This window comes from Stenotrophomonas sp. NPDC077420 (assembly GCF_044543385.1).
GTDB lineage: Bacteria > Pseudomonadota > Gammaproteobacteria > Xanthomonadales > Xanthomonadaceae > Stenotrophomonas.
On sequence record NZ_JBITVZ010000005.1, the window covers coordinates 46,017 to 64,395 of the forward strand.

Consider the following 18,379-nt stretch of genomic DNA (forward strand, 5'->3'; position numbering starts at 1 on the left):
CATGACGTGCCCTGCGTCTCGGATATGACGTCAAAACGAAAGATACGTTGCAGTACTGTTTACGTTCTGTTAATTCTTTGTGCAGCGCACCAGGCCCTCTGGCACGCAAGGAGCATCAACCCGATGAAGACCTGACGAGACCACCGACCTACAACCCGACTGCAAGGTGCATGCATGAACGACGGCATTGGCAAGTGTGTTCACGCTCCAACCGCAATCTCGCCCTTGGCATCTGCAGTAAAGGCGGCACTGGCCGCCGCACTGCTGCTCACCAGTTCCATCGCAGTGGCCCAGGACAGCACCCCACCGGCAACACCTGAGACATCCACCCTGGACACTGTCTCGGTTCTGGGCAGCCGCACCAAGCCCCGCACCGTCTCTTCCTCCGCGGTGCCGATCGACATCATCAGCGGCGAAGAATTCCGCAACCAGGGCGCAACTGACGCGTTGGACCAGCTGAAGGTGCTGGTGCCCTCCTTCAACGTCAGCACCATTCCCATCGACGACGCAGCCAGCCTGATCCGACCGGCCAACCTGCGCGGGTTGCCGCCGGACAACACCCTGTTGCTGGTCAATGGCAAGCGCTTCCACCGCGCGGCGGTCATCACCTTCCTCGGCCACGGCCTCTCTGATGGCGCGCAGGGCCCGGATCTCTCGGTGTTCCCCTCACTCGCGCTGGAACAGGTGGACGTGCTGCGCGACGGCGCCGCGGCACAGTATGGTTCCGATGCGATCGCGGGCGTCATCAACTTCGGGCTGAAGAAACTGCGCGAAGGGGGCACCGCCGAAGTGTTCACCGGCAAGTATTACGAGGGCGACGGACTTACCACCCAGTACTCGGCGCAGATCGGCCTGCCCCTGACCGAGCGCGGCTTCGCCACGCTGACCGCCGAGTGGCGCAAGGTCGACGACACCTCGCGCAGCGTGCAGCGCGATGACGCGGCAGCCGCCATCGCAGCCGGTTACCCGGGTGTCGGTGAGCCGGCGCAGGTCTGGGGATCGCCGAAGGTGGACGACGACCTCAAGCTGGTCGCCAACCTCGGCCTCAGCACCGACAGCGTGGACTTCTACCTGTTCGGCAACTACGCCAAGCGCGACGTGGACGGCGGGTTCTACTTCCGCGATCCCACCGCGCGTTCGGGCGTGTATTCCAACGACGGTGGCGAGACGCTGCTGGTCGGCAACCTCACCGGGGCCGGCGCCTGCCCGACCATCGCGCTGCGCGATGGTGGTGGCAACCTGCTGCCGTACAGCACGGTGAGCGGCGCGGTCGCTGCGCTGCCCGCCAACTGCTACACGTTCCTGTCCAGCCTGCCGGGCGGGTTCACCCCGCGCTTCGGCGGCAAGCTGGAAGACAGCTCCATCTACGCCGGTGCCAAGGGCAACTGGGGTGAGTGGTACTGGGACGTGAGCGGGTCGTGGGGCCGCAACGATATCGAGTTCATCATCTACAACACCGTCAATGCCTCGCTCGGCCCGGACCAGCCGGCCGGCCTGTACTTCCGCCCCGGCGGCAATACGCAGACCGAGAAGAGCGCCAACATCGACGTGAGCCGTGATATCGCCACCAGCTTCACCAGCCAACCGTTGCGCCTGGCAATGGGTGCCGAGTGGCGCGAAGAGAGCTTCGAGATCAGTCCCGGCGGCGGTCCGTCCACCGCGATCGGTCCGCTGACCGAACAGGGCTTCGCGCTGGGCTCCAACGGCTTCAACGGGTTCAGCACGCGTACCGCCGGTACCTTCGACCGCCGCAACTGGGCCGCGTATGCAGACCTGGAAGCGCAGGTCACCGAGCGCCTGCTGCTGGCCGGCGCGCTGCGCTTCGAAGATTTCGACTCGTTCGGCAGCACCACCAACGGCAAGGTCACCGCGCGCTTCGACTTCAACGAGCACTTTGCGCTGCGCGGTGCCTACAACACCGGCTTCCGTGCCCCGACCCCCGGCCAGGCGAACATCAGCCAGATCAGCACCGTGTTCGGTGGCACCGCACTGGAAGACATCGCCACCCTGCCGCCGACCAATCCCATCGCCCAGCTCAAAGGCGCCCAGCCGCTGACCCCGGAAGAGTCGAAGAACGTTTCGCTGGGTGCGGTGTGGACCGAAGGCGATTGGCTGATCACCCTGGACGGTTACCAGATCAAGGTCGAAGACCGCATCGCGCTGAGCACCAGCTTCGCGGTGACCCCGGAAGAACGTGCCGCGCTGGTGGCCGGCGGCAACCCGGAAGCGGCCTCGATCTCGCAGGTGACCTACTTCGGCAATGCGTTTGATACCACTACCACCGGTGTCGACCTGGTCACCAGCTTCAAGAGCACCCACTTCGGGGGCGACACCACCTACTCGCTGGCCGCCAACTGGAACCGGACCGAGGTCGACCGCTTCGACCCGGACTTCATCGACGAAGCGCGCGTGTACAAGCTGGAGAAGTCGCTGCCCAAGACCAAGGGCTACTTCAGCATCCATCACCAGCGCCAGATCTTCAACGCCAACCTGCGCTTCAATTACTACAGCTCGTGGTACGAGGATCACCTGGACAGCGGCGTGATCTCCGCGGCGGACGGCGGCCTGCCGATCTACGGCGGCAGCGCGTTGATCGTGGATGCCGAAGTGGGCTGGAAGTTCGATTCGGGCCTGTACTTCAGCCTGGGCGCGCAGAACCTGTTCGACCGCACCCCGGCCAAGAACCCGTGGTCCGGCGTGGCAGGTGCGGAGTACCCGGTGCATTCACCGTACGGCTTCAACGGCGGCTTCTACTACGCGCGGGTGGGCTGGAAGTTCTGATGCCAATTGACGCATGAAGCCACCCCGCCGTTGCCGGCGGGGTGGTTGCGCGTTCGGTAATCACGTGCGCTTGCGTGAATCAGGCTGCGAGCAGGGTGTCCTGTTCGTTCTGATCGTAGTAATCAGCATTGGCGATTACAGTGTTTGCGCCGATTACGTCGGTCGCCTCTCGGGCTGTCCACATTGACTGCTCGCCACGTCGAAACCAGTGCAGCCCCTTCAGCTGGGCACCAAGGCTGGTGCACATGTGGTGGAGCTGGCGGGAATCGAACCCGCGTCCGCAACGCATCCTCTCTGCTTCATACAGCCATAACCCGTTGCCAACGACTGCATTCGGGGTTTCTCGCCACACACGGCGAAGGCGTAGTAGAGCGTTCCCGGGACACGTCTGCTTCCATGAATCGCTCATCTGGGTGCTTGCACCTCGGCTGGCGCGTCAAATGACGTTTTAGGCCAGTGGTTCCCACGGGTTGATGACGGCAACTCCGCTCGATTCAAAGTCCGCTACGTTGCGGAGTACCACTGCCATGCCGTGCACCAGCGCTGTTGGTCGCTCCGACGCTGTCCGCCCATGCCATGACGTTCGCGTCCGCCTTACCCGAGCGGATTTTTCGAAGCTCGGACACGACATTGGTATCAAGGACGTACATCATTCAAATTCAGCCGCCTTGATGGCCAAGCTGACCCGGGGCGGAGCGAAGTCAATATCTTCAGCGCCAGGCATCGCCAAGGCATCGGCGATCTTGCGACGCTGTCTGGCCAGGCGCGGGTAATCCTCAAAGCTCAGCAGTACATGCGCAGGCCTGCCCCGATCAGTGATGAAGACCGGCCCATTCTTGCTGGCCTTCTTGGCCTTGGTGACATCCCGATTCAGCTCTCGACTTGATAGGGTAGTAATCGCCACGACGCACCTCCTGCCATCAACGTAGTACGTTCTACAACAACCTCTTAGGGTCAATCTGGCGAGTGCTGCTGGCGTCAGCTCATGGGGGAGCAGTCATACAGGCCTTTACCGGCTCAACTTGCCCAGGAAGTAATGCGCCGGGAGGTGTCGCAACCAGCGTGGCTGCAGCCAGTACAGACGCGGCGCCCAGCGCCGGAAGCGCGCCCAGCGCCTCTCGTCTGTTTCGGTCCACGGCAGGCCGAACATCTGCCTTATGTGCGGTGGCAGCAATGCGCGGGTGACGAACGCCTGCAGTGGCAGTGCCGGGCGCAGGTACCACGGCGCGCCGTTTCCCAGCACGGCGTGCAGATAGGCGCGGACCTCCCCGTCCACGCGCAGCTCCGGCTGACGACTCTCCCACCATGCATCGAAGGCATCGGCCGTGGGCGGCCACTGCTCGTCTGCCACCTGCAGCGTGCGACCGAAGGCCCACGCCTCTTGATACAACGGTTCGCGGCTGCTTTCAGGAACCGGGCCAACGAACAGTTCGTACATCTCCAGCCCGCCGCGGTAGAGCGTTGCCGCGACCCACAACTGCAGGTCGCGATTGAATGCGCTGTAGCCCTCGCCCTGCACGGGCACATGCGCGCGATTGACATGGCGGGCAATGCTCGCCCGGTCCTCGTCCGTACCCAGCGACACCGCGTAGATGTAGCTCATGGTGGCCCGCAGCCTTGAGAACGGCCGCCTTAATGTCTGGCTGTGGCGGGCCACGCCGCGCCCCACGCCGGGGTCGGCAAGCTGCCACGCGACCGCCGCGCCTGCACCGAAGAAGATGTAGGACTCGATGTTGATATCGGCCAAGCGGACAGGTGTGGGGTTGGGCATGGGCCCAGTCTAGATACCCGCATGTGGGTTCGCCGTCACCGGTAACGCGCCGGCATTGCTGCGTGATCGGCAACAGTGTGAGCCCCTGCGCGGATCTACTGGCCGCGCGCGCCCTTCCCTAGGCTGATCCCGCACGGCGCCCCTGCCGTGGATCCCGCCAAGGAGATTTCCTCATGTTCACCCTGGAAAACACCGTAGCCCCGCCCCCGCCCGCGCTCGACGAACTGGTTCCCTCACGGTACGCGCTCAAGGTGGGCGATATCGACGTGCTGGTGGTCAGCGATGGCGTGCTGCCGTTGCCCACCCAGATGCTCGGCCACAACGTCTCCGCCGCCGAGCGCGCGCCGTGGTTCAAAGAGATGTACCTGCCGCCGGATGCGCTGGACTGGGCGTTGAACGTGATGGTGGTGCGCAGCGGGGACCGCAACATCCTGATCGACGCCGGCCTGGGCATGGACCCCGACCTGAACCTGCCGCGCGCCGGCCAGCTCATCCGCCGCCTGGGCGCTTCGGGTATCAACCTTGGCGAGATCACCGACGTGGTGATCACCCACCTGCACATGGACCACATCGGTGGCCTGCTGGTGGAGGGCGTGAAGGAACAACTGCACCCGGAGCTGCGCATCCACGTGGCCGCCGCCGAAGTGGACTTCTGGAAGGCGCCCGACTTCACCCGCACCAACATGCCGCCAGGCTTCCCGGATGCGCTGCGCGCCACCGCTACCCACTTCCTGGCCGAGTACGGCAGCTACGTGCGCACCTTTGACGAGGTCCAGGAGATTGCGCCGGGCGTCACCGCGCACCGCACCGGCGGCCACACGCCCGGCCACAGCGTGGTGCGCCTGAACTCGAACGGCGAGGCACTGACCTTTGCCGGTGACGCCATTTTCGCAGTGGGCTTCGAGCAGCCGAACTGGCACAACGGGTTCGAACACGATCCAGAAGGCGCCGCGCAGGTGCGCATCACCCTGCTCAACGAGCTGGCCGGTACCGGCGAGATGCTGGTGGCCACCCACCTGCCGTTCCCGTCGGTCGGCCGCGTCTCGGCCGATGGCGACGTCTTCCGCTGGGTGCCGGTGTTCTGGGACTTCTGAGTTCGTTGACGTTTGTACCCTCGGTCAAGTTTCAGGGACTTTCAGCCACCCCCAGTCCACCCGAGGGGTCCAATGTAGCGCCTGTCGCATCCCCTTCCCTCTGCAGGAGACCACCCGATGAACACGCTTACCCGCACCCTGGCCACCACCGCCTTGGCCATTGCTGTCCAGGCCGGTACCGCCGCGCAGGCCGCTGCACCGGTGAACCCCGCCGCTGTCACCGCCATTGCCCACACCCCCAGCACCATCACCACCGCCGATGGCGTGCAGCTGTATTACAAGGACTGGGGCCCGAAGGATGGCCCGGTGGTGACCTTCAGCCACGGCTGGCCGCTGGATTCGGACAGCTGGGATGCACAGATGATGTTCCTGGCCAACCACGGCTACCGCGTGGTCGCGCATGATCGCCGCGGCCATGGCCGCTCAAGCCAGCCGTGGGAAGGCAACGACATGGACCACTACGCCGACGACCTGGCCACGGTGATCAACACGCTCGACCTGAAAGACATCACGGTGGTCGGCTTTTCGACCGGTGGCGGCGAAGTGGCGCGTTACATCGGCCGACATGGCACCGGCCGGGTCAAGAAGGCCGTATTGATCAGCGCGGTGCCGCCCTTCATGCTCAAGACCGCCGACAACCCCGGCGGCGTCCCGGTCGAGGTCTTTGACGGCCTGCGCAAGGGCCAGCTTGAAAACCGCGCGCAGTTGTTCAGCGACGTGGCAAGCGGTCCGTTCTATGGCTACAACCGTCCCGGTGCCAAGCCCAACCAGGCGCTGATCGACTCCTGGCGGGCGCAGGGCATGCTGGGCGGAATCAAGAACACCTACGACTCGGTTGCCGCGTTCTCGGCCACCGACTTCCGCGAGGACCTGAAGCGGTTCAACGTCCCGACACTGATCATCCACGGCGACGACGACCAGGTCGTGCCGATCGATGTCGGCGGCCGCATGTCAGCCAAGCAGATCAAAGGCGCCAAGCTGATCGTGTACCCGGGCGCGCCGCACGGGCTGACTGAGACCCACAAGGACAAGGTCAACCAGGACCTGCTGGCGTTCCTGCAGCAGAAGTAATGTCGCGTTCGGCCAATGGCCGCCGTGTTGCGCGAGGCGCCGGATGAAGATCCGGCGCCTTCTTTTTGCCTACGCAAACGCAGGGTAAGCGCTTATGGCGATGCTGGCGCGCTCGTCCCAGAGTGACCCGACAGAAATCAGGGCGATACCATGGACGACATGGCACAGATCCGCATCACCTATGACGGCCCGGCGCTCGCTGCACATGAGATGGATGCCAGGGAACTGGCTCCTGCCTTGATGGCGATGGCCGACCTTCTGGACACCAGCGTGCGCGCACTCCAGGGCGATCGCGCCAAGGCACAGATCAATGTAAAGGGTTCTTTCAAGACAGGCAGCTTCAGCGTCGATTTCACGACATCCGTCAGCTTGCTGCAGGCCGCGAAGGACATCTTTGCTGGCGAGGGCATTACCGCCATCGCCAACGCCACTGCGGTACTGACCGCACTGGGCCTGGCCGCGAAAACGGGATACACCGGCGTCGCCCAGGTGCTGCAATGGCTGCGCGGGCGCAGGATCACCCACGTCCAGATGACGCAAGAAGGACAGGTCACCCTTCATTCCGGTGAGGACGCCGTGGTGGTGGAGTACCCGGTGCTGGTGCTGCTACGCGATATTCCGGTCCGCCAGGCCTTCGACCGTGTTCTCGCCCCGCTGGACCGGGAAGGAATCGACACATTCGCTGCGGGTGACGACCACTCATTCGCGTTGATCGTGCGGGAGGAAGAACGCAGGTACTTCTGCGCGCCGACCGGTCCGGACGAGCCACTCCTGGAAGACACCCGGACGATGGCGTTCTCCATCGTCTCGCTGGCCTTCAAGGAAGACAACAAGTGGCGGCTGTCAGATGGGAACCACACCATCAACGCAAGAATCTCCGATGCAGCGTTCCACTCCGCCGTGGATGCCAACGAGGCATCGTTCTCAAAGGGCGACGTGCTGATCTGCGAGGTCAAGGTCACCCAGTGGCATACCCAGAACGGCGCCAAGACCGACTATGAGGTGATCCGCGTGATCGAGCACCGCCGTGCGGCAAACCAGATTGCGCTGCCTGGCATGCACCCGGCTCAGCGCTGAGTCGGCAAACCGGGTCAGGAGCAGCTGCACGGCGGCGAGAAGGGTGGCCATCAATGCGCAGATCACCAAAGTGCCTGCGAGCCATGCCGTCTTCATGACCCAGCCGAAGGTGGTGGCCGATACGATTGATCGTGCGGCCAAAGAGGGCGGCAAGAAGTACAAGTAGGGCGCTTGCGGTCAGCGGTCGCGAGGTACCGGGTGCGCCGGACCGTTGGTCCGGCGTTTGCCTGCGATGCTGATGCGCCCGCATGGCCTTGCTATCAAGTTGCTATAAAACTTAGTAAGACTTTATAGGTCGTTGATACGTCGCACCTATCGTTTAAGCCAACTTGATTGAAAGTTGGGATCGGACAGGCGTTAGCGCTGCTTCTGCCCGCCGTCCCGCCGGAACAGTTCCCACTCGTCGATCCGTTTGCCGTCCGGCAAGTGGCAGATGCCCCGCTCATTGCCATCCCGGTCCTTCTCGATCATGACCTTTCCACCGCGTTTCACGCAGTACTCGGACGCCGGGTTGGCCATGCCAACAGGAACTCCATTCTCGCGTGCCTCCTGGTTCTGCTGGGAACATCCCGCTGCTCCGGCGACCGCGATGGCAGCAGCGAGCAAAGCGACATTGATGCGACGCATGAGCCATCTCCAGAACTGCCCTAGTGGCTGAGGCAGTGTGGGACCGGAGTTGTGAACGTCCTGTAGCAGCAACCCCGGTAGCGCCGGACCGTTGGTCCGGCGACTCTCCACCCAGCTCGCGACAACATGCGGGCCGCGCCTCCATCATCCGCGCCCCAGCTGGGCAGTCACGGACATCTGCAGGACCCTAGTGCACCGCCGCAGCCGCCTTGGTGGCTTCCGTAACAGCCGCAGGCGTAAGCGGCGAGTTGTAGACATCCACAACGGAGATCAACGCCAGCAGGTTCCTGACGGTCAGGTCTTCCACGGTTCCCGGGCAGTGCTCCAGGATGTCGATCAGTGCCAGCAGTTCCACGATGCGCAGATCATAGATGCGCAGCAGCTCGCGGATGACCCGGAACAGATCCGTCCTGGATACATCGTCCACGCCGATCAACCGGTTGACCAAGGTACCCGGTGCGTGAGGGTGTGCGCTGCGGGTGGAGTGAATGGCACCAATGACATCGCTGAGCGTAAGCGACTCGAACGGCGTGTCGTTGGCAGTGAGATGCTCTTCGAGCGTAAGCCAGGTGGAGCTCCCCCACTCCAGGGTATCGGCGATCTGGCCGAAGTAGTGGGTGAAGTCGACGGATGTGCGCGTAGGCGCGGTGAGATTTTCGGATGACATGGCGGGATTCCTCAGTTGAGTTGAGATCCAGCGCCCTGCAACGGGCTGGGCGCTGATGCGCCTTGCTTTTCGGGCTGCAAATCCCGGCCACCGATGTTGCGGTGACGATACCATCCTGATTCTTGAAAGTGCCGCGCGTCAACGCGGCGGACACCGATCTGTGCGCGGGGTATCAGCGTCCCCCACGAAATGTGAAGCATGCACTGGCATCGCTGGCCTTTCGCGACATGGGGCTTGCCACAACTCTACGCGATACACGTATGCAGGGGAGGCTGTTCGTAGAAGCATAAATTTTCCGCGGCCTGGAGGCATAAGTTGTCCACCAAGAAGCTCCGCATACGGAAAAATTCATGGCTCCATGTTGGTCAGATTGGAGGTTGGATCGGCAAGAGCCTCACTCCGTCAGCCGGAGGCAAGTGCCATGCATTTATGCCTTACGATTCAAATACTTTGCATTGCACCGCCCTCCGGTTTACATACAAATACGCCGTGGACTGCGTGCTTGGAAGTGCTGGACAACGACCTCAACCAGGCCCGCCTTGACGCCGGTTCGTTTACAACCGAAGCACTCTTACGCGAATGGATTGCGTACCAGGTGATCGGCTGCCGCCATAACCCGCTTAATGGATAGTGGCCGCGGACCGGCCATTCAGGACTGTCCGCCTCCATCAAGCCTCGCGAACTAGCCGAAGCCCTCGCGTAGGCTGGGGCAAACATGCAAGTTCTCAGCGCCAAGTGGGAGGAGTTGAATCCATGAGCCAGCCACAATTTGTGATTCGAAACGTCACCGCCTTGGCACCTGGTCGCCTGGGGCTGCAGTTTGGTGACGGCATTGATGTAGTTGTTGATCTCCGAGAGGTAATCAACAAGCATCCCTCGCTTGCGAGGCTTGCCGATCCGAACATATTCCGCGCCGTGTCGCCTGATGAGTGGAACCGCGGCGTAATCTTCGCCGGTGACGATGATCTGACTCTGGCCAGCGACAACCTGCGTGCAATGGCAATTGAGCAGGCAGGTGGCTACTCACATCAGCAGGTCGTTACCTGGATGCACCACCATGGCCTGTCGCTTGACACCGCCGCCGACGCGCTTGGCATCAGTCGCCGCATGCTGGCGTACTACCGCAGTGGTGAGCGCCCCATTCCGAAGACGGTAGGGCTGGCGATGCTGGGATGGGAGGCTCAGGAGTGCGGTCACCACTTGGACGCGTACGATAAGGTTGCGTAAGAGGTGACGCATGCTCCCGGATGTCTGTGGCTCTCCCGTGGCCAGAGCGGCAGCCTGCCAGTGATCCTATTCGCAGGTCGACGCGGCGGCCTCCAATAGCGGCCCCACGGCAAGCAGCGTTGGCGGGGCCGTTCTAAACCGGAGAGGGTTGGGGAGCTACTTGAAGTAGGTCTTCATCAGCTGGGTAACCGCTTCTATCTCGGCAGTGCGCACAGCCTGTTCCGGCTCATCGGCGATGTGCGCATGAAGGTGGTCGTTCAGCACCTCCAGCATCAAGCCGTGCATAGCTCCCCGGGCTGCGGCGATCTGCGTCAGCACGTCTACGCACTCAGCACCGTTCATCAGACTCTGTTCCAGAGCGGTGACCTGCCCGCCGATGCGCCGGACGCGGGCAAGAAGCTTTTTAGGGTTGGCGTGGATATGCGACATGCATAAATGGTATACCCTGCAGGGGTACCCGTGCATACCCCCCTCCCCTATGAACGAATCGACCGGCAGCATCCACCCCACGCGGAATCACACCCATCAGTTCGGAACCGGCAACCCCCTTGCGGAACTGAACACCCGCCGGGCCTTCAGGCTCACGGCGGTCATGATGGTCGTAGAGATCCTCGGCGGCTGGTGGTACAACTCGATGGCAGTGCTGGCCGACGGCTGGCACATGAGCTCCCATGCCTTGGCTTTGGGCCTGTCGGCGTTTGCCTATGCCTTCGCACGCAAGCATGCGAGCAACCCACGCTTTGCCTTTGGTACCTGGAAGGTAGAAGTGCTGGGCGGCTACACCAGCGCGATCCTGCTGCTGGGCGTGGCTGGGATCATGGCGTTCGAATCGGTCAACCGCCTGCTGGCTCCGACCGAAATTCATTACAACCAGGCCATCGCGATCGCCTTCGTCGGTCTGGCGGTGAACCTGATCTGCGCCTGGCTGCTGAAGGACAATCACGATCATGGACATGATCACGGGCACGGGCACGGCCATGGGCAACACCACGCCCACGATCATGATCACGGCGGCCATGCGCACGACCTGAATCTGCGCTCTGCCTACATCCATGTTGTGGCAGACGCGGCTACCTCCGTGCTGGCCATCGTTGCGCTGTTTGGCGGCAAGCTCTGGGGTGCGTCCTGGCTGGACCCAGTGATGGGCATTGCGGGCGCGGTGCTCGTCACCATCTGGGCGGTCGGGCTGCTGCGGGACTCAGGCAAGGTGCTGCTGGACGCGGAAATGGACGCCGGCGTTGTCGATGAGGTGCGGGAGGTCATTGCCGAGTCGCAGATCCCTGCACAGATCGAGGACATCCACGTTTGGCGTGTGGGCCGCAATCACTACGCCTGCATTCTGGCGCTGGTGACGGAGTCGCCGGTATCTGCCGACTACTTCAGAAGCGCACTGAGCATTCACGAAGAGCTCGTCCACGTGACCATAGAAGTCAGGCTCAGATCATGAACACCCATGCACGAAGCGTTGCTCCTTCACCTAAGCAGGCAGGTGGCTACCCACATCGGCAGGCCGTTACCTGGATGCACCACCATGGCCTATCGCTTGACACCGCCGCCGACGCGCTTGGCATCAGCCGCCGCATGCCGTCGTACTACCGCAGCGGTGAGCGACTCAGAGCCTGCCGGTGATCCTACTCGCAGGTCGACGCGGCGGCCTCCAATAGCGGCCCCACGGCAAGCATCGGTGCTGGTTGGTCAGCTGGAAACGCGGCGGCAATGGCTTTGGCGGCGCGGTCGGCATGGGGCTGGAAATACCACGACGAGTCGCTGGAGAGGGCTTTTCCATGCACTTCCTGTTCGAACCGGTACTGGCCCCAGTAGATGGCCAATGGCTCTTCGAGTGCGTTCAACGGGTTGGGCAGGGCCAAGGCACCGGGACACAGCCGCGCGAACCCTGCAGCCAACGCCTCGCGGCTGGCCGCGGGCTGACCAGCCGACAGGAAGTGCGCGTACTCGTGCAACACTATGGGCGCCCAGTCGTCCTCCACGGCCCAGTCCGAGAACAGCACGATGGAGCCACCGCGCAGCTTGGCCTGGGTGCGGTTCGAGTATGGCCACCACACGAATCTCGCGTTGAAGACGGGCGCGGAATTGGCGCCGTAGAAGGTGCGCATCCGAGTAGCAAAAGCAGCGGCCTCCGGTCCCGCCAGTTCCCTGGTCAACGCCTCCTGTTGCCGGCTGAAACGATCCTTGCCGGCCAACACCTCCCGCGCGTGGGGCGCGAAGCGGGCGTAGTAGCGCCGTAACAACGCCTGGTCACCCGCGGCCTGCGCGGCGACGGCAGCCTCGGTGGCGGCGGTGAATGACGCCGCGTTCTCGAAGTAGGCGGTATATGGGTCGCCGATGCGTGTATTGCTCCCAGCGAGCAGGCGATCAACCAAGGGGCGCTCTCCGTCGTCATTACGGGCCATGGGGGAAGTTCGTTGGCGAAACTGTCCATAAGCCGCGAGCGCGGCACGATCCTCCACGTCCAGCCCAAACCTGCGCTCCCAGTCCTGCTGGTAGATCGCGTTGGTGTACCCCGGCAGCCAATCTGGAAGGTTGTCCAGCAGATTGAACAGATCGAACGCTTCCTCGTAGCTCACGGTCACCAACGGAGGCGCCTGACGCGTCGGTCCGCCTGACTGACCGCTGACCCACTGTGGCACCAGTAGGAGAATCGCGATGCACACCAAGTGTGTGGCGTTGGATCTGAAGGACATCCGACATGCTCCGTGACGAACGATTTGCCCGATTCGAGCATGGCGTCGGAGGTTCTACAACGTGACCATCGGCAGGGGCCCGCGGAAGCAGCCAAACCGTCAGAGCGGCGGAGCCAGAGCAACCACTGGTAGATTACGCAATGGCCGTGGGTGTCCGGATGGACAACAAATTGCCGGAATTCAGACCTTTCGGCGTGGAAGCCGCACGAAGCTGGCTTCGGGCGAAAGCACAAGCTTCACCGGTGCTGCAGACGAAGATGTCCGGCAGGCCGTCGCCGCTGACGTCACCTATCGCCAGCCCATTGCCTTGACTGTGCGCCGGCAGGCGGTCGCTGGCGTCGGTAAAGCCGCTTCGCTGCAGGCGGACGCCAGCATGGCGGAGGTCAGTGCGGCCAGACGAAGAGGCGGGGTATGGGGAGACCCTGCCCCCTTGGCCATTAACGGCGACGCCTTCGCCAGCGTCGCCAGACCCCCATCAACATCAACGCGACACCCGCGTAAACGAGAGCCGTCAGTAACCGACCTGCAGGCATTACGAAGAACATTACTTCGAAGTCAGGCCTGAAGAAAGGCTCACCCATCCAACTCCCAAGCGGCAGGTAGTACGCTTGGTGGAGTATGAACAAGTGCAGGTTATCCAGCAGCGTCGCGCAACACCAGAGCAGTGCCGGCAGCGCTATCCACGCAGTCAAGAGCAACCAACTCCACTTGGGTGGCGCACGCATCATCGCCCCGCCCTCCTCTCGGATTGACCCTGGACAGCGCCAACCCTGCGCTCCACCTGTGCTTCCATCACAGCTCACTCCTATGTGTCAGCCCTCGCGACCGCTCCTTTGACCAGCAGACTCTGCATGCCGCGGCCGGAGAATTGCGGACCTACGGCTCGACCTTCATTTGCCGACTTACCTCACGAATGAGCTGCTGTGGAGCTGCATTGGCTTTACTTGCATCGGATCGCCTGGCCGCCTCCAAGGCATCAAGCAGCATTGCATGTCGCTTCGCTGCATCGCTTTCCCGCCTTGCCGCCAAGACAGTACTTGAGGCGTAGAAGTACAGCTCGTTCGAATCACCAAGCTCGCGAGCGGTTGCCTTCCACTTCTCGGCAAGTTGGTCGCTCCCCGAGAGCGCCTCATAGTGCGCGATCAATCGCCTCACGGATTCGAGATCGCCCTTCTTCGCGTCCGCCTCCACCAATGCACGCTCCTTTTCCGGAATCATGTGCGCATCGCTTGGACTTATGATCTCATTATCGTCAGGGACGCCTCGCTCGTCTTCACAGCCAGCCAGTGCGAATGCAACAGCTATAAGCAACACCACGGGCATTCCTGGTTTCATCTTGGCACCGGCAATTGCGGGTAGAAGGGAGAACAGTGACCAGGATTGGACCAGTCAGGATCTGACCCGTTACCCCCAACCCTAGGCATGGCCCCTATGACGCCCTTCCGAGTGAACCAGACCTGTGTATTGGGTGCGTACACCGTCACCCCACGCTCATGCGCCAGCTTCTGCGCAAACGGCCTGGGCGAGACTGCCACCCTCGACCGTCGAGGCACATCAGCAAAGCCGTTGAAAGAACATGGCCGCACTTTGAAGTCAGGCGGCAAGTGCGCTGATAAGGGATTCCGGTGACTTGAACAAAATCACATCCGCAGAATCGCCAAGTGCGACTCGCGCTTGGGCAATCTGAGTAGCGTCGGCCTGCTCAACGACGGCGATGCGGCGGATCTTCGCACCCGTATTCATCACGTCTCGGAACTTTCCATCCGCCTGGTACACCCCAGCCCAATCCACGTCTCCGTGGTCTGCAGACACCGTCTGGAGGAGGATCGGATTATCGGAGCCAGCATCAAGCGCAAACGGGAACATCAATTGATGTCCGCTTGCTCCGACCACAGTGAATCGACGAGTGACGCGCTTTGGCATGGCACGGGTCAGCACCTCATCGATCACTCCAATGAAGTTTGAAGACGTTTTCGGACGATGGGCCAGACTGCTGATTGCTATCCGGTGTGCCGCCTCGAAGAAGCGCGGCAATGCAATGCTCGCGGATGTCTCTCTGCAGTTCGCAGTTAGCTCACCATCTTCTGTCAAAGTCACCCCGCATTCTGTTGCGATGTCGCGGTACTTTGATATTTTCGATTTGCTTACTACCGCACCTGCGGCTGCAACATTGAAGAGCGTGTCCCCATCATCAGTCAGACGCACTTCGCCGTTTCCGCAATCAAACAAGTAGGCCCCCAGCAGGGTGCCGTCCCTGGGGATTGTGAGGCTCGACTCGATGAAGCCATGGTCCTCGCTGATGGGGACGTATCGTCCGTTGAGAACGTTGGCAATGGCAGACAGATTCATAGCAGTGGCCGCTGAATGACTGGCAGTGAAAGTTTCGGTGCGAGAACGATGTTGGCGTGTCGCAGGAACAGCTCCCATAGCTCTTCCAGCGGCGCCACTTCGATGGGTTCAGCATACCCCTCGATTGCGTCATCCGATATGGTGTGGAGGTGGGGAACTCCTACCCGCAGTCCATGGTAGGGCCTCCCCACTCCCACATGGCTGCGGTGCATGTTCATTCCACCCTCATCGAGCCCCACGAGCCGGGCTCCGTGGACCAGGCTAAGGGATAGCTTGTCACGCACTCCCCCGATCCCGTCTGCCTTGAAGTATCCCTTGACGAAAAGACCCTCGGGCTGAGTCGCGTCGATGGTCAAAGCCGCTGTGAATTCGAAGCCCTTGCGTTTGGCGAGAGCGGCTCTCCACGGCACCGCATCAGGGCCAGCCCATTGCTTTGGCTGAGCGACGATCTGACGCGCCCGGGCTATGTCTTGTCGCACTGCGTCCATTCAACCCCCGTCCGGTCAAAGCGCGCACCCCATCCCAACGAAGCCGTACTGGCGAAATGGGGACATGTCCTGTGCTGATCCTACGCGTCGAGACCGCACTCGCCAATTGGACCTTGCCTATGGATTCCGTCAGTTCCATAGGCGAGAGAAGTGCGCGCAGACGCTCCCGGCACATTCGATGCGCCTGATCTGACTGGTGGGCCCACCAGGATTCGAACCTGGAACCAAAGGATTATGAGTCCTCTGCTCTAACCGTTGAGCTATAGGCCCTTCGCGGATGCACAGTGTAGTAGAGGCGAAGCAGGGCTTGCTACTGGGGACGGGCGGAGGCAGGGCGTGCTACGCCCCCACTCCAGGGCCTTTTGGCGAGCGTTCGGGCCAGTGGCACGCTTGAGGTAGCCAGTGCGACATGGCGCCAATGGCCTGATCAGCGCGGCAAGGCGCCGGGGCGGACAAAGAGCGATCTTCGGTTGGGGTCATGCGTTACCGTACTGATGGGCGAGGTCGGCGGTCGTTTGGGAACCGACCCTACGCATTGAGCGTATTGCGTGCCCCGACCGGCGCGCCGCGCCGGCGCGATGCGGCGGAGCCCGATCCGTCCATCGCTGGCGGCATCCCATAAAAAAACCCCGCCGAAGCGGGGTTTTTCATTTACGCGACTGCCTGGAGATCAATCGATGTCCAGGAAGCTGCGCAGCTGCTCCGACCGGCTCGGGTGACGCAGCTTGCGCAGCGCCTTGGCTTCGATCTGGCGGATGCGCTCGCGGGTGACGTCGAACTGCTTGCCCACTTCCTCGAGGGTGTGGTCGGTGTTCATGTCGATGCCGAAGCGCATGCGCAGCACCTTGGCTTCCCTCGGGGTGAGGCCAGCCAGCACGTCACGCACGGTTTCCGACAGGTTGATGTTGGTGGTGTTCTCGATCGGGGACTCCACGTTGGTGTCCTCGATGAAGTCGCCCAGATGGGAATCCTCGTCGTCGCCGATCGGGGTTTCCATCGAGATCGGCTCCTTGGCGATCTTCATCACCTTGCGGATCTTGTCTTCCGGCATGTCCATTTCCTTGGCCAGCTCCTCCGGCGTGGCCTCGCGGCCGTACTGCTGGAGCATCTGGCGGGAAATGCGGTTCAACTTGTTGATCGTTTCGATCATGTGCACCGGAATACGGATGGTGCGCGCCTGGTCGGCGATCGAACGGGTGATGGCCTGGCGGATCCACCAGGTCGCATACGTGGAGAACTTGTAACCGCGGCGGTATTCGAACTTGTCCACGGCCTTCATCAGGCCGATGTTGCCTTCCTGGATCAGGTCGAGGAACTGCAGGCCACGGTTGGTGTACTTCTTGGCGATGGAGATCACCAGGCGCAGGTTGGCCTCGACCATTTCCTTCTTGGCCTTGCGCGCCTTGGCTTCGCCGTAGGCCATGGCCCGGCTGATTTCCTTCAGCTCTTCCAGCTCCAGCGAGGTGCTCTTCTCGATGTCGATGGTGGACTGCTGTTCGGCAATGATCTGGTCCTTCACGTCACGCAGTGCCGAGGACCACTTCTGCTTGCGCTTGAGTGCGTCTTCCACCCATTCCAGGTTGGTCTGGTTGCCTTCCCAGGAACGGATGAAGTCCTTGCGCGGCATGCGGGCGGTCACGGTGGCCAGGTTCAGCACGCGGCGCTCGTGGCCCTTGATGTCGGCCATCACGTCGCGCAGCTGCTTGACCAGCACGTCGGTCAGCGGCAACGGCAGCTTCAGGGTGACGAAGATCGCGGCCATGTCGTCGCGCAGCTTGGCCAGCGGCTTGCGGTCGGGCTTGGCCGCTGCCTTCTTGAAGGCGGCGTAGGCCGCAGCCAGGTCGGCCATGCGACGGGCGACTTCTTCCGGATCCGGACCGGTCGGGCCGGCTTCTTCCTCGACGTCGTCGCCGTCGTCTTCGTCTTCATCGGCTTCCGCGTCGGCGTCGTCGCTGGTGTCTTCGGCCACGACCGGGGCCGGGACTTCTTCCACCAAATCGTTGAATCCGACGATCACTTCGGCCAGGCGCTTCTTGCCTTCCTTGTGCGCTTCGTAATCGGACAGCAGCGATTCGACCGACACCGGGAAGGTGCCGAGCGCGGCCTGGACCTGGCCCAGGCCTTCTTCGATACGCTTGGCGATGGCGATTTCGCCTTCGCGGGTCAGCAGCTCGACGGTACCCATTTCGCGCATGTACATGCGCACCGGGTCGGTGGTGCGACCACCTTCGGTGTCGAGTGCGCTCAGCGCGGCGGCAGCTTCTTCGGCCGCGGTGTCATCGACTTCGCGGTTACCGGTGTTGCCGTCGTTGAGCAGCAGGGTTTCGGCATCGGGCGCCACTTCATGGACATCGATGCCCATGCCGTTGATCATGCCGATGATGTCTTCGATCTGCTCCGGGTCGACAATGTCGTCGGGCAGGTGGTCATTGACTTCGGCGTAGGTCAGGTAGCCCTGTTCCAGGCCCTTGCTGATCAGAAGCTTGATGTCGTTTTGCTGGGCAGGACGTTCGTTGGCCATGTAG

Annotated in this window: 17 protein-coding genes and 1 tRNA gene; 7 read left to right on the plus strand and 11 right to left on the minus strand. The window is 62.4% G+C overall.

Features of this window, described 5'->3' with window-relative positions:
* Positions 1–225: 225 nt before the first annotated feature.
* On the plus strand, positions 226–2,781 hold the full coding sequence (locus tag ACIGII_RS06690) for a TonB-dependent receptor plug domain-containing protein (protein ID WP_399635890.1): 2,556 nt from the start codon (positions 226–228) through the stop codon (positions 2,779–2,781).
* Between the two features lie 649 nt (positions 2,782–3,430).
* Here ACIGII_RS06690 and ACIGII_RS06695 read toward each other — a convergent pair.
* Together ACIGII_RS06695 and ACIGII_RS06700 are read right to left on the minus strand one after the other, a co-directional pair.
* Complete coding sequence (locus ACIGII_RS06695; RefSeq protein WP_399635891.1) at positions 3,431–3,685, minus strand: type II toxin-antitoxin system prevent-host-death family antitoxin; 255 nt, start codon at positions 3,683–3,685, stop codon at positions 3,431–3,433.
* A 105-nt stretch (positions 3,686–3,790) separates the two neighbouring features.
* The gene (locus ACIGII_RS06700) at positions 3,791–4,552 is read right to left on the minus strand and encodes an oxygenase MpaB family protein (protein ID WP_399635893.1); all 762 of its coding nucleotides are present in this window, start codon (positions 4,550–4,552) and stop codon (positions 3,791–3,793) included.
* A 173-nt stretch (positions 4,553–4,725) separates the two neighbouring features.
* Between ACIGII_RS06700 and ACIGII_RS06705 the strand changes: the two genes are divergently transcribed.
* From ACIGII_RS06705 to ACIGII_RS06720, 4 genes are all read left to right on the plus strand, one after another.
* A complete protein-coding gene (locus ACIGII_RS06705; protein ID WP_399635895.1) occupies positions 4,726–5,646 on the plus strand; it encodes an MBL fold metallo-hydrolase in 921 nt (306 codons plus the stop codon).
* A 117-nt stretch (positions 5,647–5,763) separates the two neighbouring features.
* The gene (locus ACIGII_RS06710) at positions 5,764–6,717 is read left to right on the plus strand and encodes an alpha/beta fold hydrolase (protein ID WP_399635896.1); all 954 of its coding nucleotides are present in this window, start codon (positions 5,764–5,766) and stop codon (positions 6,715–6,717) included.
* Between the two features lie 150 nt (positions 6,718–6,867).
* Complete coding sequence (locus ACIGII_RS06715) at positions 6,868–7,794, plus strand: hypothetical protein (protein WP_399635898.1); 927 nt, start codon at positions 6,868–6,870, stop codon at positions 7,792–7,794.
* Positions 7,795–7,837: 43 nt separating this feature from the next.
* The gene (locus tag ACIGII_RS06720) at positions 7,838–7,960 is read left to right on the plus strand and encodes a hypothetical protein (RefSeq protein ID WP_399635901.1); all 123 of its coding nucleotides are present in this window, start codon (positions 7,838–7,840) and stop codon (positions 7,958–7,960) included.
* 191 nt (positions 7,961–8,151) lie between these two features.
* On the opposite strand, the gene ACIGII_RS06725 is transcribed toward ACIGII_RS06720, so the two are convergent.
* On the minus strand, positions 8,152–8,421 hold the full coding sequence (locus ACIGII_RS06725; protein ID WP_399635903.1) for a DUF333 domain-containing protein: 270 nt from the start codon (positions 8,419–8,421) through the stop codon (positions 8,152–8,154).
* A gap of 187 nt (positions 8,422–8,608) precedes the next feature.
* Positions 8,609–9,088, minus strand: a complete 480-nt coding sequence (locus tag ACIGII_RS06730) for a hypothetical protein (protein WP_399635905.1) — start codon at positions 9,086–9,088, stop codon at positions 8,609–8,611.
* A gap of 753 nt (positions 9,089–9,841) precedes the next feature.
* Here ACIGII_RS06730 and ACIGII_RS06735 point away from each other — a divergent pair.
* A complete protein-coding gene (locus tag ACIGII_RS06735) occupies positions 9,842–10,315 on the plus strand; it encodes a DUF2442 domain-containing protein (RefSeq protein WP_314103618.1) in 474 nt (157 codons plus the stop codon).
* Between the two features lie 156 nt (positions 10,316–10,471).
* On the opposite strand, the gene ACIGII_RS06740 is transcribed toward ACIGII_RS06735, so the two are convergent.
* Positions 10,472–10,744 carry a metal/formaldehyde-sensitive transcriptional repressor gene (locus ACIGII_RS06740; protein ID WP_399635909.1) on the minus strand — a complete coding sequence of 91 codons (273 nt, stop codon included), beginning with the start codon at positions 10,742–10,744 and terminating at the stop codon, positions 10,472–10,474.
* A gap of 49 nt (positions 10,745–10,793) precedes the next feature.
* Here ACIGII_RS06740 and dmeF point away from each other — a divergent pair, with 49 nt between their 5' ends.
* Positions 10,794–11,762, plus strand: coding sequence for a CDF family Co(II)/Ni(II) efflux transporter DmeF (dmeF, locus tag ACIGII_RS06745; RefSeq protein ID WP_399635912.1), 969 nt, complete (start codon positions 10,794–10,796; stop codon positions 11,760–11,762).
* A 184-nt stretch (positions 11,763–11,946) separates the two neighbouring features.
* Here dmeF and ACIGII_RS06750 read toward each other — a convergent pair whose 3' ends face one another.
* From ACIGII_RS06750 to rpoD, 6 genes are all read right to left on the minus strand, one after another.
* Complete coding sequence (locus ACIGII_RS06750; RefSeq protein ID WP_399635915.1) at positions 11,947–12,906, minus strand: hypothetical protein; 960 nt, start codon at positions 12,904–12,906, stop codon at positions 11,947–11,949.
* A 987-nt stretch (positions 12,907–13,893) separates the two neighbouring features.
* Positions 13,894–14,340, minus strand: a complete 447-nt coding sequence (locus tag ACIGII_RS06755) for a hypothetical protein (protein WP_399635918.1) — start codon at positions 14,338–14,340, stop codon at positions 13,894–13,896.
* Between the two features lie 270 nt (positions 14,341–14,610).
* Entirely contained in the window at positions 14,611–15,366 is a 756-nt protein-coding gene (locus ACIGII_RS06760; RefSeq protein ID WP_399635920.1) for a DUF1828 domain-containing protein, read from the minus strand.
* Complete coding sequence (locus tag ACIGII_RS06765) at positions 15,363–15,854, minus strand: hypothetical protein (RefSeq protein WP_399635923.1); 492 nt, start codon at positions 15,852–15,854, stop codon at positions 15,363–15,365. Before ACIGII_RS06765 ends, ACIGII_RS06760 begins: the two co-directional genes overlap by 4 nt.
* Before the next feature lie 194 nt (positions 15,855–16,048).
* Positions 16,049–16,124: transfer RNA gene (locus ACIGII_RS06770), tRNA-Ile, on the minus strand.
* Positions 16,125–16,524: 400 nt separating this feature from the next.
* Positions 16,525–18,375: an RNA polymerase sigma factor RpoD gene (rpoD, locus tag ACIGII_RS06775; RefSeq protein WP_399635925.1), complete on the minus strand. Its 1,851-nt coding sequence runs from the start codon at positions 18,373–18,375 to the stop codon at positions 16,525–16,527.
* Positions 18,376–18,379 lie beyond the last annotated feature (4 nt).

What these genes read in the sequence shown, in the direction of transcription:
- ACIGII_RS06700 (WP_399635893.1), bottom strand. Translation starts at nt 4,552, where the DNA reads ATGCCCAACCCCACACCTGTCCGCTTGGCCGATATCAACATCGAGTCC.
- ACIGII_RS06705 (WP_399635895.1), top strand. Translation starts at nt 4,726, where the DNA reads ATGTTCACCCTGGAAAACACCGTAGCCCCGCCCCCGCCCGCGCTCGAC.
- ACIGII_RS06710 (WP_399635896.1), top strand. Translation starts at nt 5,764, where the DNA reads ATGAACACGCTTACCCGCACCCTGGCCACCACCGCCTTGGCCATTGCT.
- ACIGII_RS06715 (WP_399635898.1), top strand. Translation starts at nt 6,868, where the DNA reads ATGGACGACATGGCACAGATCCGCATCACCTATGACGGCCCGGCGCTC.
- ACIGII_RS06725 (WP_399635903.1), bottom strand. Translation starts at nt 8,421, where the DNA reads ATGCGTCGCATCAATGTCGCTTTGCTCGCTGCTGCCATCGCGGTCGCC.
- ACIGII_RS06730 (WP_399635905.1), bottom strand. Translation starts at nt 9,088, where the DNA reads ATGTCATCCGAAAATCTCACCGCGCCTACGCGCACATCCGTCGACTTC.
- ACIGII_RS06735 (WP_314103618.1), top strand. Translation starts at nt 9,842, where the DNA reads ATGAGCCAGCCACAATTTGTGATTCGAAACGTCACCGCCTTGGCACCT.
- ACIGII_RS06740 (WP_399635909.1), bottom strand. Translation starts at nt 10,744, where the DNA reads ATGTCGCATATCCACGCCAACCCTAAAAAGCTTCTTGCCCGCGTCCGG.
- dmeF (WP_399635912.1), top strand. Translation starts at nt 10,794, where the DNA reads ATGAACGAATCGACCGGCAGCATCCACCCCACGCGGAATCACACCCAT.
- ACIGII_RS06755 (WP_399635918.1), bottom strand. Translation starts at nt 14,340, where the DNA reads ATGCCCGTGGTGTTGCTTATAGCTGTTGCATTCGCACTGGCTGGCTGT.
- ACIGII_RS06760 (WP_399635920.1), bottom strand. Translation starts at nt 15,366, where the DNA reads ATGAATCTGTCTGCCATTGCCAACGTTCTCAACGGACGATACGTCCCC.
- ACIGII_RS06765 (WP_399635923.1), bottom strand. Translation starts at nt 15,854, where the DNA reads ATGGACGCAGTGCGACAAGACATAGCCCGGGCGCGTCAGATCGTCGCT.
- rpoD (WP_399635925.1), bottom strand. Translation starts at nt 18,375, where the DNA reads ATGGCCAACGAACGTCCTGCCCAGCAAAACGACATCAAGCTTCTGATC.